The sequence below is a fragment of the Martelella limonii genome (assembly GCF_013344475.1).
Classification (GTDB): domain Bacteria; phylum Pseudomonadota; class Alphaproteobacteria; order Rhizobiales; family Rhizobiaceae; genus Martelella; species Martelella limonii.
The window spans coordinates 1-13,868 of record NZ_JABUOU010000019.1 but is presented as its reverse complement, the minus strand read 5'-3'; the positions used below and the strand labels follow the sequence as shown (position 1 = coordinate 13,868).

Sequence of the window (13,868 nt, the reverse complement as noted above, 5' to 3'; positions counted from 1 at the left end):
GTGACTTCACCCCCAGGCAACCATTTGCGAGCTGAGGAAGGCTTTCAGCCGCATTCTACTCCCGCAGACGTTCATTAACGCGCAAGGTGCTGTCTGATCAGCCGTCGGCGACTTCTTCAACAGCCCCAGGGTCCACTTGCATAGCGCAATGCGCTCGCCCATGCAGGAAAGAGCGGGCGGCGCGTCGTCTCCGCCTTCATCGCCACCGCGTTTGCCCAGGACACGCCGGAGGCCGCAAGCGCCCAGTGGCGCAGTGTCGCCGACCAGATCAGGCCGAAGGTGCCCAAGCTCACAACGCTCATGGATGGCGTCGAACAGGACGTGCTCGCCTACATGACGTTTCCCATGCAGCATTGGACCAAGCTTCACAGCACAAGCCCGATCGAACGCCTGGATGGCGAGATCAGGCGCCGCACCGAGGTCGTCGGCATCTTTCCCAAAGATGGCGCCATCGTTCGTCTCGGCGGCGCGCTCCTGGCCGAACAGAACGTTGAATGGGCCGTCTAACGATCCCGCTACATGACACTGAAAACAATCGCAACAATGAGCGATGATCCCCTCATCAGCCTGCCTGCCGCAAGCTGATCCGTTCCCGGCCCTTTCCGGAAGGCACGGTGAACGCCGAAGCTACACCACGATGCGGGACACGATCCTCCGAATCGCTGCGATGATTGCTGCCGGTGTGCTTCGATTATCCCTTGAAGACTGGTAAAATGGCACACCGAAATAGCTTCTGGCCTTCCACCTTCAGCGGAACTTCCAAATTGCCCAGAACCAAGATGCAACGAACTTGGTCGATCCGGAATATGGTTTCTGAAAAGCGTTGGCCACGTGTTCGGTATCGTGTCTGCGAAAATCGAGAGTTAACCAATGGTCAGCGTCGCGCGCGCTGCCAATCAACGCCTTCGGTTGACAGAAGCCAGGATGGCCATATGAATGTTTTTGTAAGGAATAAGGACAAATATATGTCAAAAACAATCATGGCCTTTGGCGATAGCCTGACCTGGGGCACGAACCCCGTTGCCGGTGGAAGGCACGATTATCATGATCGCTGGCCGAGCGTTCTGGAGGCGGGGCTTGGCGCAACCCATCGGGTCGTGGCCGAGGGGCTGGGCGGTCGCACGAGCGCGTTCGACGACCGAACGGCAGCGTTCGATCGCAACGGAGCGCGCGCCCTGCCGATGCTGCTGGCGACGCATTCCCCGCTTGATCTCATCATCATCATGCTCGGCGCCAATGATCTCAAACCCTATATCTCGCCCACGGTCGATGGCGCCTTTGCGGGAATGTCCAGACTAATCGAAATTGTTCGTTGTTTCCCATATAATTGGGGGATGACGCCGCCGAAGATCATGATTGTTTCGCCGCCGCATTTTTGCATGCGGTCCGATAATCAGGGGCCACAGTCGGGCCGGATTGTCGAGCACAGCCATTTGCTGGCTTCGGGTTACCGCGCAATTGCCGAGGCGCAGAATTGCGCCTTTTTCGATGCCGCGCAGGTGGCCAAGGCCAGTGATATCGACGGCGTGCACTTGGATGCCGCCAATACCCGTGCGATCGGCGCCGCGTTGGTAGAGCCGGTCCGCATACTCCTTGCTTGACGATGACAGGCGCTTTCTGACGCCCGGACAGTCTGCAGCCGCCGTTCGTTTATGTATCTGGTTGCGAATTTACAAATTCGTCGCTATTCTCATGATAACTTAACAAATTTTCCAGAGATCAACGTGGCCGCCGAAGTGAGCAAACTTGACACCCCTCTCGCCGTTGCGCCCGTAAGAAAGCGCCGGTACGCGGACGAAGTCTATGCGCAAATTCTAATGCAGTTGTCGACAGGACGGTATGCGGTAGGCGACCGATTGCCGACCGAAAAAGAGCTGTCGTCAATGTATAATGTTTCGCGTCCGATTGTGCGCGAAGCGCTTCAGAATTTACAAAATGACGGGCTGATCAATGCCCGGCGCGGATCTGGAACATTTGTGCTGCGCCTGCCGCCGCGTGAAATAGCGCACTATACGGATGACGCCAGATTTGCCCAATATATGCGCGCCTATGAAGTGCGCCAGTGTCTTGAATCGGAGATAGCGCGTCTGGCCGCCCTTCGCATCACCCAGTCGAGATTGCGACGTCTCCATCAGGTTCTTGAACAGATGGAGGTCGCGCTTCGCACTGGCGAGGGGGCGCTCGAAGCCGACTTCGAGTTCCATATGGAGATCGCCCGAGCCAGTGAAAACGATCTTTTCGAAAAGCAGATGATGCTGCTCAAACCCGACATGCTGGGCACCATGCGCATTGCCTCGACGATCACCGGAACCCGATCGGAGGAGCGGAAAAACAAGGTGCTCAAGGAGCATCGCGACATTTATGACGCCATCAGTACGGGCGATGGCGAGTTGGCGAAACTCTACATGAAATATCACCTCGTCAGCGTTCGCCATCGCATCATCGATCAGGGCAACTGATCCGCATTTCCAAAATATTTGATCGCCTCCGCCGTTCTGGGCGGCGTGGTTGTCTACGCCATGCTGAACCCGGCCAAGGGATATGCGACGAGCCAAATAGGTTATTTAAAATAACAAATAACAGGTCCTTTTCGCTACGGACCTGGTGCTAAAGCCTGCAGAGAGAGCTCGGCGATAGTCCATTAATTTTCTGTTTTTATTAGTTTATTTATACCGACCGTCGGCTTGGCTTTCGCCGTGATTGTGCGACCAATGTAATTTGTTATAAAATTTATTGACAATTTTTGCGCCGGCAATAAGGTGCTACTCGACTCGAGCCAACCGACCATCAAATACGGTCGTGCAAAGGGCGGCTCACGAAGAGCTTGCGTGGAAAAACGATCCGACCCGTCAAGGCACGGCGCTTCCAAGGCATCAGAACAGGACAACGTGCATGAAAATATCGTCGATAACCCTGACGCCCATTCAAACCCACCGCCGCACCGGATCGATCAGCTCCCATCTTATTCTCCAGGTCCATACCGATGAGGGTCTGACCGGTCTGGGCGAGATTTCGGATCTCGATTGCTATCGCATGTATATGCCCGATGTGGACGCCGTCAAAATCGGTATTGAAAGGATCGCGCTGGGGAGGGATCCCTTTGCTGTCCAGGCACTCCACAATGAGATGGCAAAGTACCTCCATAATTATTTCCTTTCCGCTCCAAGCTATCCGCCTTTCACGCCGGCTTCGCAGATAGCGGCGGGGATCGACATGGCGTGCTTCGATATTATGGGTAAAGCGCTCGACACACCGGCGCACACGTTTCTGGGCGGCAGGACCCGGGATGCGATCGAAATCTGCTACCCCCTCTTCCAGGTGAAGGCCGAAGCCGATTATGAGCGCAATCTTGGTTTCATCCAGACGCTTCTGGAGCAAGGCATATCGCGCTTCCGCTATTATGTCGGCGTCGACTTCGCCAAGGATGAAAAGTTCCTGGCGGCCGTGCGCGATCGCTTTGGCGACGCCGTCCTGCTGAAGGCGCTCGATTTTCAGGCGAAGCACTACTGGAAGGATACCCTCCGCGCCTATGAACGTCTCAAGCAATTCGGATTCGAAGTCATAGAAAGCCCCAGTTGGCGCGAAGACTTCGAGGGAATGGCGGAACTGCGTCGTCGTGTCGAAGCCGACGTTTGCGAGCATTGCTCATCCGCGGCGCAAGCCATGGCGATGGTAAAGGCCGGGGCGGTCGATATTTTCAACATCACGGTCAACTCGGGTGGGTTGCTGCAGGTCAAGAAACTGGCCGCGCTGGCCGAACTGGCGGGAATCCGCACCCTGCTCGGAACCACGCAGGAACTCAGTATCGGTACCGCCGCGCACGCGCATCTCGGCGCCGCCATCTCCGAGCTATCCGTCGCCTCCGACCCTGTGGGGCCATTGCTCTATGCTGAAGACGTGGTGAGGGATCGCATCCAGATTGCGGACAACCGGATCGCGGTCCCGACAGGGCCGGGGCTGGGCGTCGAGCTGGACGAGGATGCGCTGGAGCGATTGCGCGCGCCCCTGGTCGAGTGGGACCGGGCCGCCCACGGCGCCGGATATGTCTCGGAATGAGTTGACCAATTGAATCTAAAAAGGAAATAGGTTTTGCAAATTATTGGTCGAGCTCAAGCGAAATTCCGCTCGCGATTTTCTAAAATAAAATCATAAAAACAAATAATTATATATAAATTGATACTCTGATGTTTCGACTGTTTAGGGAGAAAAAGGAGCCGAAATTTATTATTATAAGTAATAAAAATGTAATTTTTGTTTACAACATTTGTGATTGGCAGTAAGAATGAAATGCGCGTCGGGCTTCTGGTTTGGCAAGGCAGTTTTGCTCAAGACAGAAGAGAAGACGTGGTTCGTGAGGAGCCAAATGACCGTCCACGAAACCGGTTGATTGAGGAGTAAACCGTGAACAAAATTCTGAAAACATGTCTGCTTGCTTCAGTTCTTTTCGCGCCTGGAATGGCAATGGCTGAGGTGGACTATCCCGCTGATACGGTACGCATGTTCGTGCCGGCGAATCCCGGTGGCGGCACGGATGCCGGCGCGCGCGTTTTTGCCGAGTTCTTCGAGAAACACTCGGATGCAACTGTCGCAATCGTGAATCAGCCCGGTGGCGGCGGCGTCATCGCCGCGCAGTCGGTTGCGCGTGGACCGGAAGATGGTTCGGTGCTGCTGTTTTTCCATGCGGCGTTGCATACAGCCAACCTGTTCGGACAATCCCCTTTTTCCTGGGAATCGTTCACGCCATTGGCAACAACCTCCGCGGTTAACGAAGTCTATGCCGTGCGCTCCGATGTGCCCTATGCGTCGATGAAGGAATTTATCGACTATGCGAAAGCCCATCCGGGCGAACTCAATATCGGCTCGCAACTCGGCGGCACCACGCAGGTCAAGGGTGAAGCGCTCAATGCTGCCACGGGCGGCGCCGTGCGACTTGTCGACGCGGGAACCGAGAGCGACCGTATTACGGCATTGTTGAGCCAGCAGGTCGATGTCATTTCGATGAGCGTTGCCAATGCGAAGCAATATGTTGAAGACGGCCAGATGAAAGTGCTTGCCGTGATCAACAGTCAGCCCGATCCGATGGCGCCCGATTTTCCGACAACCACGGCCGAAGGTCTGGATTTCTCGTTGCCGCTGGTGATGACGGTCTACGGTCCTGAAAAGGTCGATGACGACGTGAAAACGGCGTTCACCCAGATCGTCAAGGAGATCGAGGCTGATCCTGAATTCGCAACGGCGTTGCAAAAGCAGGCGCAGGTTCCGGCATTGCGCACGCCTGAGCAGGCATCTGAATTCCTCAGCGCCGAGCAGAAGACAATCGCCGGACTTCTGGGCAAATGAAACGCAGCTCCACCGCATTTTCGTGCGGTGGAGCCATTCAGGGAGTTACCGGTGATGGCGGATCGCATCTTTGGCGGTTTCTTCGCTTTGCTTGGATTGGCAATCATTCTATCCACACAGCAGATCGTGCAGAACTTTCCGGGCACTGGCGACCCGGGGCCGCGTATTCTGCCGTATATTATAGGCGCTCTTCTGCTGGTCCTGGGGTTGGCGCTTGCGGTTCAGCGCAGAAAGCCGCGAACGGCTGATGACCTTTCCGAAGAGGTGCTCGACGCGATCCGGTCAGGTCCGGATAATCCGAATGTCGGTATTCAAAAGCCGCCGAGCCCGGTTCGCCGGGTGGGCATCATGCTCGGCTTCGTTGCCTTCATTCCGCTAATTGACGTCCTGGGTTTTTCAATTTCCGCGACGCTTTTCCTGGCCTGGGTCATGAGCCTGATGGACAAGATAACCGTGCGGCGCGTCCTGGTGCGCAGTGCGGCCGCGCTGGTTGTCACCGTAATCCTTGGCCTGCTGATGTCGCACGCGCTCAACCTCTCGGTCCCTGGCGTCTGGTTTTCATAAGGATACGGCATGTTTGATCTTTTCTTCTCGAGCATGGTCCATCTCTTTGAACCGAAGCTGCTGCTGCTCATGATGATCGGCGTTTCCGTCGGCCTCGTTTTTGGAGCGCTTCCCGGACTGAGTGCGACAATGGCAATCGCCATCATGCTGCCCGTGACCTTCGCCATGCAGTCGGATGCCGGCATAGCCATGCTCATCGCCACCTATATTGGCGGCGTATCCGGGGGGTTGGTCTCGGCCACGCTCTTGCGTATTCCAGGCACCCCGAGTTCGATCGCCACCACGTTTGACGGTTACCCGCTTGCCCGCAAGGGCCAGGCCGTCAAAGCGCTGGCGACCGGCATGGTGGCAAGTGCGGTGGGCAGTATCCTTGGCCTCATGATTCTCGTGGCGTTCGCGCCGGTTATCGCTCGCTTTGCAATTGATTTCGGCGCTGCGGAATACACCGCGTTGACGATCGCCGCCCTTGTATTGGTTGTGGTCCTGTCTGAGGCCAACCTGATAAAAGGACTGATCGCGTCCGTTCTGGGTCTTGGCTTGTCGACCATCGGCTTTGCCCCGATCGGCTCGGCCCAGAGGTTCACCTTCGGCAATATCGACCTTTTGTCGGGCATCAGCATCATCCCGTTCATGGTCGGGCTTTTTGCTGTCGCTCAGCTCATCCGCGACATTTCGGAGACCTCCCCGAAGATCGAGGAAAAGCTGGATTTGCGCGGCGCCGGCGTCAAGCTCGCCGAATTCGTTTCCAATGGCGTCAACATGATCAGATCGGCGACGATCGGCATTGCCATCGGCGTGCTCCCGGGCATTGGCGGTTCGGCGTCGAATTTGGTAGCCTACGGCGCCGCACGTTCGGCATCCAAAAAGCCCGAGGAATTCGGCAAGGGTAGTCTGGAAGGCATCTACGCGGCCGAGACTGCCAACAATGCCTCGGTCGGCGGCGCGCTTCTGCCCCTGCTGACGCTCGGCATTCCCGGCGACGGCGTCACAGCCATCCTGATCGGCGGCTTCACCATCCATGGGCTGCAGCCGGGCCCGCTGCTCTACAAGAACGAGCCGGGCTTGATCGCTACGATCTATGCAGCCTTCCTGCTGGCGACCCTCGCGCTTCTGATGGTCCAACTGCTGACGATCCGTATTTTCCCGCGCGTGCTTCTCATTCCCCGCCACTTTCTGATTCCGGTGCTGGCGCTGTTGATGGTGGTCGGCGTCTATGTTGGCGAATACCGCACATTCGACCTCTGGATCATGCTGGGCTTTGGCGTGGCCGGCTATGTGCTGGAGCGTTACGGCTTTCCACTCAGCCCGCTGGTTCTGGGTTTCGTGCTCGGCACGATTTTCGAGACAAATTTCAGGCGCGCATTGATGTACTCCGACGGCGACTGGAGCACATTCGTAATCCGGCCAGTCTCCGCCGTGCTGCTCGCTATGGCACTGGCGCTCCTCAGCTATTCGCTTTGGCGCATTTTCAGGCGGCGCAACGGCGTCAGGGCACGCTGACCCCTTTCTCTTTCTCAAGGAGTGTTCAATGACACAAGATCGCCTGAAGCCGGGGGATCTGCGTTCCTCGCGCTGGTTTGCCCCCGACGACCTGCGCAGCTTCGGCCACCGGTCACGGATGATGCAGCTTGGCTATTCCGAAGCTGATTTTCGCGACAAGCCGATCATCGGCATTCTCAACACATGGTCGGAGTTGAACACCTGCCACAGCCATTTTCCCGAGCGGGTCAAGGACGTGAAGCGCGGCGTGGCCCAGGCGGGGGGGCTGGCGGTCGAGATTCCGTCGATTTCGGTTGATGAGAGTTTCAGCAAGCCGACATCGATGCTGTATCGCAATCTTCTTGCCATGGAGGCGGAAGAGAATATCCGGGCCCATCCGCTCGACGGCGTTGTGCTGATGGGCGGCTGCGACAAATCCACGCCGGGGCTCGTCATGGGCGCGATCTCGGCTGGCGTGCCGATGATCTACCTGCCAGCCGGTCCGATGCTGCGCGGCAATTATGCGGGCAAGATTCTCGGTTCCGGTTCGGATGCGTGGAAATACTGGGATGAGCGGCGCGCCGGGAATATTTCGGACGCCGAATGGCTGGGGATTCAAGGCGGCATTGCCCGCTCCGCCGGTGTCTGCATGACCATGGGCACGGCGTCGACCATGACGTCGATCGCCGATGCTATGGGGCTCACCTTGCCGGGCGCCTCGTCTATTCCCGCGGTGGATTCGGGACACATGCGCATGTCTGCCGATTGCGGACGCCGCATTGTAGAAATGGTCTGGGAGGGACTGACCCCCGACAGGATCATCACTAGCGCCTCGGTGCGCAATGCCGCCATCGTGGCGATGGCGACCGGCTGTTCGACCAATGCGGTCGTTCATCTTATTGCCATGGCCCGCCGCGCCGGGGTGAAGCTGGAGCTTGATGAACTGGATGCGTTGGGACGGATCACGCCCTTGATCGCGAATGTGCGCCCCTCCGGGAAGGATTACCTGATGGAGGATTTCTACTATGCCGGCGGATTGCGGGCCTTGATGAAGCAGATCGAGGATCGGCTGGACACAAGCGCGATCACCGTAACCGGCAAGACCATGGCCGAAATCCTCGAGGGGGCTGTGGTCTATAATGACGACGTCATCCGCCCGCTCTCCAACCCGGTGTACCGGGAAGGCTCGCTGGCGGTTCTGCGGGGCAATCTGTGTCCGGACGGCGCGGTCATGAAGCCCGCGGCCTGCGATCCGAAATATTATCAGCACCAGGGCCCGGCGCTGGTGTTTGACAGCTACCCCGAGATGAAGCGGGCGGTCGACGACGAGACCCTCGATATATCGCCCGACACGGTGATGGTCTTGCGCAATGCCGGCCCATTGGGCGGGCCGGGCTTTCCGGAATGGGGCATGCTGCCCATCCCAAAAGCCCTGATCAAGCAGGGCTATCGCGACATGTTGAGAATCTCTGACGCGCGCATGTCCGGCACGTCCTATGGCGCCTGTATTCTGCATGTCGCGCCGGAGTCATTTGTCGGCGGACCTCTGGCTCTGCTGCGAACCGGCGACATCGTTCGGCTCAATCTTGAGGAACGACGGCTCGATATGCTCGTCGATGACGCGGAAATCGCCGCCCGCCGTGCCGCCTGGATACCGCCGGAACCGCGATACGGGCGTGGCTATGGCCACATATTTTCCAAGCATGTGACCCAGGCGGACAAGGGGTGCGATTTCGATTTCCTGCAGACGGATTTCGGTCCCGGCGCCGGTGAGCCAGACATTTTTTGAAGGAATTGAACACATGAAGCTTGAACTCGACACACTCGACACACTCGACACACTCGACAAGGCACTGACTGGCATTTCCGGGATTTTGGTGACCCCCTATGACGCCAAGGGCGACATAGCGCCGGAAAAGCTTCAGCCGATCATCGATCATGCCTTGGATGCCGGGTTGCATATGCCCGTGGTCAATGGCAATACCGGCGAGTTTTACGGCCTGACGACAGATGAAGCCTGCACCATGGCGCGGGAGGTCGTGGCAATGGTCGGCAAGCGCGCCCCTGTGCTGGCCGGCGTCGGCCGTTCGATCCGCGATGCCTGCCGCCTGGCGGAAGCTTCCGCAAAAGCCGGCGCCGCGGCATTGATGGTTCACCAGCCGCCGGATCCTTTCGTGTCGCCACGGGGAACGGCCTCCTATCTGCGACAGATTTCCGCCGCGTCCGGGGGAATGCCGATCATGGTCTATCTGCGCAATGACGCGATCGGGACCGACAATATTCGCGCTTTATGCGAGGTTGAAGGCGTTAAGGGCGTGAAATGGGCAACGCCCAATCCGCTGAAGCTGGCCGCCGCAAAGGCCGCCTGCGACCCGTCAATAGTATGGGTAGGCGGGCTTGCCGAAGTCTGGGCCCCGGTGTTTTACGCCGTGGGCGCACGCGGTTTCACGTCCGGCCTCATCAATATCTGGCCGGAACGCTCGATGGCGATCCATGCGGCGCTGGAAAACGGCGATTACCCGCTCGCCAACCAGCTCATTGACGCGATGAAGGCCTTTGAAGATGTGCGCGCCGAGGAGATGAACGGGACCAATGTGACCGGCGTAAAGGCGGCGCTTCAGGCCATCGGCAAGGATTGCGGCAGCACTCGAGCGCCGTCCGCCTGGCCCCTGACCGCAGGGCAGCAGGCGCAGATGGAAAGTTTTCTTAAAGAAAATGGCCTGATCTGATGACTTTCTGCTTTGATGCGGGGTTCGGGAAATGCGCGGAATTGACCGCCCGCTTAGCCACATGATGCGACGCTGAAAACGATGAACGGTCGGAGCGCCTCCGGCCGTTCGTGTCTCTTTTGGTATAACTACTTGCCTCCCCGTGAATGCGCGCTTCGACTGGCTGGGCTGGCCGGGAACGCTGACGGTCGCAAGCGCCGTTCCCGATATCGACACGGCGATGGCGCTCAGCAAGGAAGCCGGAGCTCCGGTTGAGCGCCGTTCCTGAAACGAAGTCAGCGAGAGGACGCCGCGTTGCCGTCTTCCTGGCCATTGCCCTACATATGGGCCGCTTCACACTGCGCCTTGATCAGGAGAATTTCCGTTTCGTGCGTTGCGGACAGGCGATGCCAGCGCGCGGCGTCCATGTCGCGCCCGCGCCATGCACTTAGCGTCAAGGCACAATAGCTCTCCGGCAAGCCGCATATTTCGGGTTTGATGATGCGGATCGTGTCCCAGGACGTGGTGAACCGCTCCGAGTTTGCCGGAGGCTTGGTTTCAATAGTTACGCGGCTTGGACTTCAGTTTCCAGAGCTGCGTAGAAGTGTGCCTCTGCTTCTGCCGGTGGCTTATTCCCGATTGGCTCGAGCAGACGGCGGTTGTTGAACCAATCCACCCATTCGAGCGTGGCAAATTCGACTGCCTCGAAGTTTCGCCAAGGGCCACGCCGGTGAATGACCTCAGCTTTATAGAGACCATTGATGGTCTCTGCCAAGGCGTTGTCATAGCTGTCACCGACGCTCCCCACAGAAGGTTCGATACCTGCTTCAGCGAGGCGTTCCGAGTAGCGAATGGACAGATATTGCGAGCCTCGATCGCTGTGATGAACCAACCCCATTGCCTTCGTGGGGCGCCGATCATGGACAGCCTGTTCCAAAGCATCGAGCACAAAGCCCGTATGGGCCGATGTGCTGACACGCCAGCCGACGATCTTTCTGGCATAGGCATCGATGATGAAGGCGACATATGCGAACCCCTTCCATGTGGCGACGTAGGTGAAATCGCTCACCCAGAGCATGTTGGGCGCCGGCACGCGGAATTCGCGGTTCACCTTGTCCAAAGGACAGGGCTGCTTCTTATCCGGCACGGTGGTTTTCTGCGGCTTGCCGCGAATAACCCCCTGGATCCCTAGATCTTTCATCAGTCGTGCCACGGTGCAACGCGCGACAGCCAGGCCTTCGCGGCCCAGTTGCCGCCAGATCTTGCGCGCCCCATAGACCTCCCAGTTCTCTTCGAACACACGTTGGATCTGGGGCTTCAGCCCGGCATCGCGCCTGGCGCGATCCGACAACAACGTCGGATCGGCCCGCTTGGCCAGATGGGCGTAATAGGTGGATGGGGCGATCGGCAATGTCTTGCAGATCGGCTCGACCCCATGGCTCCCACGCTGGTCGTCGATAAACGCGACCATTACTTCGACCGGCGGTCGAGCTCCGCCAGCGCAAAATACGCTGACGCCTTGCGCAGGATCTCATTCGCCTGGCGCAGTTCGCGGTTCTCCCGTTCCAGCGCCTTCATACGCTCAGCCATATCACTCGGGATGCCGGCACGTTGGCCGCTGTCGACCTCGGCCTTTTTGACCCATTCGTGCAACGTATTCGCTGAACAGCCGATCTTCGCGGCAATCGAGACAACAGCCTGCCAGCGCGATCCATGCTGACCGGCATTGTCGAGAACCATCCGCACCGCCCGCTCACGGACTTCAGGGGAATACTTGTTCGTTGTTTTGCTCATAATGCTCCATCTTACTTAAGAGTTGGAGCCTCCGGCAAACCCGGAGCGGTTCACTTTGTGCAGGCACGGGAATTCGAAACTTGCCCCATCAGAAGTCAGCTCGGCCAAGCTTAGGTGCTCAACAAATCCGGCTTGGTCACGCGAAGGGACGAGCCGCTCGAAAATATTGCCTCCGACGATCTCATCGGCAGCGTATCCCAGGAGCAATTCGGCTCCCTTGCTCCAGTAGGAAACTACGCCTTTCGGCGTGATGTTAAGTGCAGCTTTTACCAGGGCATTTCCGCTACCTACGCTGGATTGCATCCCATCCTCAGTTCTTGATTTTCGTCAAATCAGTAAGTTACGGCATATATAAAAAAGTGCAAATTGAGATTACTTTCTTGCGGCATTTACGGGAAATATAGCTGTCATTCGTCGAATCAATGAAGGCGTATATGGGCCTCCTGTCATCGGGGAAGGGAGAAGCGGCATGAGCGACGAAGCACGTGAGATCCTGCCGCGCCTGTCTGAGTGGAAAGGTCGGTTCGGGCAACTGCTGCGCTGTTCCGGCATTGGCTGCCTGATCGGGGCATTGCCGGGAACCGTCGCCTCGACAGCCGCCTTCATCGCATATGCACTGGCCAAGCGCTCATCGAAAAACAGCGCCAATTTCGGCAAGGGCGAGCCGGATGGGCTGATCGCGGCTGAGAGTTCCAACAACGCGGTGACCGGCAGCGCCATGATCCCGACGCTGGCGCTCGGCATCCCCGGAGACGTGATCACGGCTATCCTGATGAGTGCACTGGTCATTCAGGGCATCACCCCGGGCGTCAGGCTGATGTCGGAGAATGCCGTCACAGACGATCCGCGGCAATCCACTCGACGCCGTCGTTGCCGTCATCTGCGGCATTGCGGGTGTCGTGCTCAGGCGCGGCGGCTATCACCTCGCCCCGCTGGTCATCGGACTGGTGCTCGGCCCCGAGCTTGAGAAGAACCTCAATCGCGGACTGCTGATCCATGACGATAATTTCATCGCGATGATCGCCAGCAGTTGGATTGCGATCGTGATATTCGCCATCATCTCGGTCCTGGTTCTGTGGCCGATCGCATCACCGCTCAGGCGCGACCGCAAAGAAAGGACCGCGTCACAATGAGCGCATACGATAAAGGTCTCACACCGGCAACGTCCGGCGCGGCGCTGCATCTCATCGTGATGGGCGTTTCCGGCTGCGGCAAGTCCACTGTTGCAAAACGTCTGGCGCTAACGTTCGGATACCCATTTTTCGAGGGCGACGACCTGCATTCCGCCGCAAATGTCGCCAAGATGGCGAGCGGTCACCCGCTACAGAATGAAGACCGCTGGGACTGGCTTGACAGGATCGCGGCGGTCCTGAGCGGCAACGCCGCCCCCGTCGTTTTGACCTGCTCATCCCTCAAGCGCGTCTACCGCGACCGCCTGCGCGAGCGATCTGGCCGCGAATTATTATTTGTCTACCTGACCGCTCTCTATGCGGTGATTGCCGAGAGACTGCAGGCACGCACGGATCATTACATGCCGGCCTCGCTGCTTGACACCCAGTTCGCCGCACTTGAGCCGCCATCACAGGACGAGCGGCATGTCGTCGTCAATGTCGACGCGCCGCTCGATGAGATCGAGGCGTCGGTTCTCGACCAATACGGTTCTCTCCGCAACCGGACGCATCCCGCGGCCTGATCCCGCGAACCGCTGACGTGACCGAATTGGAATAGTAACGGCTTTAGGGCCGGGACATCCTGCCCCGGCCGATAGTTTCAGTTGTCAGGCGGCCACGTGGAGGCCCTTGAGCACCTCGGCGCTGTCATGTTCGGGTACGTCACCGATATCGGCCTGTTTGGCCTCGAGCTTTTCGAGCATCGCCTTGAAGATCCCAGCATAGGCGGGGTCGTTTGCGACGTTGAAGAGCTCCATCGGATCCTTGTCGCAATCGTAGAGTTCCCATTCCGGGGGCGCATTGTTCTCGCGCG

14 protein-coding genes, 1 pseudogene and 1 other annotated feature are annotated in these 13,868 nt (G+C 58.2%); of the genes and pseudogenes, 12 read left to right on the top strand and 3 right to left on the bottom strand.

The genetic code is table 11. The features are described from left to right. Positions 1-144 precede the first annotated feature (144 nt). The 10 genes and pseudogenes from HPQ62_RS20655 to HPQ62_RS21210 all read left to right on the top strand — a co-directional run. Positions 145-585: pseudogene (locus HPQ62_RS20655) on the top strand (transposase); the annotation flags it as partial. 347 nt (positions 586-932) lie between these two features. Beyond that, a complete protein-coding gene (locus HPQ62_RS20650; protein ID WP_244629795.1) occupies positions 933-1,601 on the top strand; it encodes an SGNH/GDSL hydrolase family protein in 669 nt (222 codons plus the stop codon). A 123-nt stretch (positions 1,602-1,724) separates the two neighbouring features. Next, a complete protein-coding gene (locus HPQ62_RS20645; RefSeq protein WP_026173886.1) occupies positions 1,725-2,459 on the top strand; it encodes a FadR/GntR family transcriptional regulator in 735 nt (244 codons plus the stop codon). Positions 2,460-2,892: 433 nt separating this feature from the next. Beyond that, on the top strand, positions 2,893-4,056 hold the full coding sequence (locus tag HPQ62_RS20640) for a mandelate racemase/muconate lactonizing enzyme family protein (RefSeq protein WP_174804485.1): 1,164 nt from the start codon (positions 2,893-2,895) through the stop codon (positions 4,054-4,056). A gap of 345 nt (positions 4,057-4,401) precedes the next feature. Beyond that, complete coding sequence (locus HPQ62_RS20635) at positions 4,402-5,340, top strand: tripartite tricarboxylate transporter substrate-binding protein (protein ID WP_174804484.1); 939 nt, start codon at positions 4,402-4,404, stop codon at positions 5,338-5,340. 54 nt (positions 5,341-5,394) lie between these two features. Further along, positions 5,395-5,904 carry a tripartite tricarboxylate transporter TctB family protein gene (locus HPQ62_RS20630; protein ID WP_174804483.1) on the top strand — a complete coding sequence of 170 codons (510 nt, stop codon included), beginning with the start codon at positions 5,395-5,397 and terminating at the stop codon, positions 5,902-5,904. Between the two features lie 9 nt (positions 5,905-5,913). Continuing rightward, positions 5,914-7,404: a tripartite tricarboxylate transporter permease gene (locus tag HPQ62_RS20625; protein ID WP_174804482.1), complete on the top strand. Its 1,491-nt coding sequence runs from the start codon at positions 5,914-5,916 to the stop codon at positions 7,402-7,404. A 28-nt stretch (positions 7,405-7,432) separates the two neighbouring features. Beyond that, the gene (gene araD, locus HPQ62_RS20620) at positions 7,433-9,172 is read left to right on the top strand and encodes an L-arabinonate dehydratase (RefSeq protein WP_174804481.1); all 1,740 of its coding nucleotides are present in this window, start codon (positions 7,433-7,435) and stop codon (positions 9,170-9,172) included. A 13-nt stretch (positions 9,173-9,185) separates the two neighbouring features. Next, on the top strand, positions 9,186-10,112 hold the full coding sequence (locus HPQ62_RS20615; protein ID WP_174804480.1) for a dihydrodipicolinate synthase family protein: 927 nt from the start codon (positions 9,186-9,188) through the stop codon (positions 10,110-10,112). Positions 10,113-10,254: 142 nt separating this feature from the next. Then, positions 10,255-10,380 (top strand): hypothetical protein, encoded by a 126-nt coding sequence (locus HPQ62_RS21210; RefSeq protein ID WP_280516322.1) that lies wholly within the window; start codon positions 10,255-10,257, stop codon positions 10,378-10,380. Between the two features lie 276 nt (positions 10,381-10,656). Here HPQ62_RS21210 and HPQ62_RS20610 read toward each other — a convergent pair. Then, positions 10,657-11,885, bottom strand: a protein-coding gene (locus HPQ62_RS20610) for an IS3 family transposase (protein ID WP_425312661.1) whose coding sequence is annotated in 2 segments (ribosomal slippage) — positions 10,657-11,597 and positions 11,597-11,885 — 1,230 coding nt in all. Because the reading frame shifts where the segments join, the coding sequence is not laid out codon by codon here. Next, positions 11,488-11,604, bottom strand: a sequence feature (AL1L pseudoknot). (Overlaps the previous gene by 117 nt.) A gap of 15 nt (positions 11,886-11,900) precedes the next feature. Next, positions 11,901-12,188: a PAS domain-containing protein gene (locus tag HPQ62_RS20605; protein WP_174804478.1), complete on the bottom strand. Its 288-nt coding sequence runs from the start codon at positions 12,186-12,188 to the stop codon at positions 11,901-11,903. Positions 12,189-12,354: 166 nt separating this feature from the next. Between HPQ62_RS20605 and HPQ62_RS20600 the strand changes: the two genes are divergently transcribed. Together HPQ62_RS20600 and HPQ62_RS20595 are read left to right on the top strand one after the other, a co-directional pair. Next, entirely contained in the window at positions 12,355-12,852 is a 498-nt protein-coding gene (locus HPQ62_RS20600; RefSeq protein ID WP_174804477.1) for a tripartite tricarboxylate transporter permease, read from the top strand. A 108-nt stretch (positions 12,853-12,960) separates the two neighbouring features. Next, a complete protein-coding gene (locus HPQ62_RS20595) occupies positions 12,961-13,578 on the top strand; it encodes a gluconokinase (protein ID WP_342343743.1) in 618 nt (205 codons plus the stop codon). An 84-nt stretch (positions 13,579-13,662) separates the two neighbouring features. Here HPQ62_RS20595 and HPQ62_RS20590 read toward each other — a convergent pair. Beyond that, positions 13,663-13,868 (bottom strand): sulfatase/phosphatase domain-containing protein (locus HPQ62_RS20590; protein WP_174804476.1); only part of this gene is annotated, 206 nt, incomplete at its 5' end.

Coding starts and splice junctions, on each gene's coding strand:
- HPQ62_RS20650 (WP_244629795.1), top strand. CDS start 933: ATGAATGTTTTTGTAAGGAATAAGGACAAATATATGTCAAAAACAATC.
- HPQ62_RS20640 (WP_174804485.1), top strand. CDS start 2,893: ATGAAAATATCGTCGATAACCCTGACGCCCATTCAAACCCACCGCCGC.
- HPQ62_RS20630 (WP_174804483.1), top strand. CDS start 5,395: ATGGCGGATCGCATCTTTGGCGGTTTCTTCGCTTTGCTTGGATTGGCA.
- HPQ62_RS20625 (WP_174804482.1), top strand. CDS start 5,914: ATGTTTGATCTTTTCTTCTCGAGCATGGTCCATCTCTTTGAACCGAAG.
- araD (WP_174804481.1), top strand. CDS start 7,433: ATGACACAAGATCGCCTGAAGCCGGGGGATCTGCGTTCCTCGCGCTGG.
- HPQ62_RS20615 (WP_174804480.1), top strand. CDS start 9,186: ATGAAGCTTGAACTCGACACACTCGACACACTCGACACACTCGACAAG.
- HPQ62_RS20605 (WP_174804478.1), bottom strand. CDS start 12,188: ATGCAATCCAGCGTAGGTAGCGGAAATGCCCTGGTAAAAGCTGCACTT.
- HPQ62_RS20600 (WP_174804477.1), top strand. CDS start 12,355: ATGAGCGACGAAGCACGTGAGATCCTGCCGCGCCTGTCTGAGTGGAAA.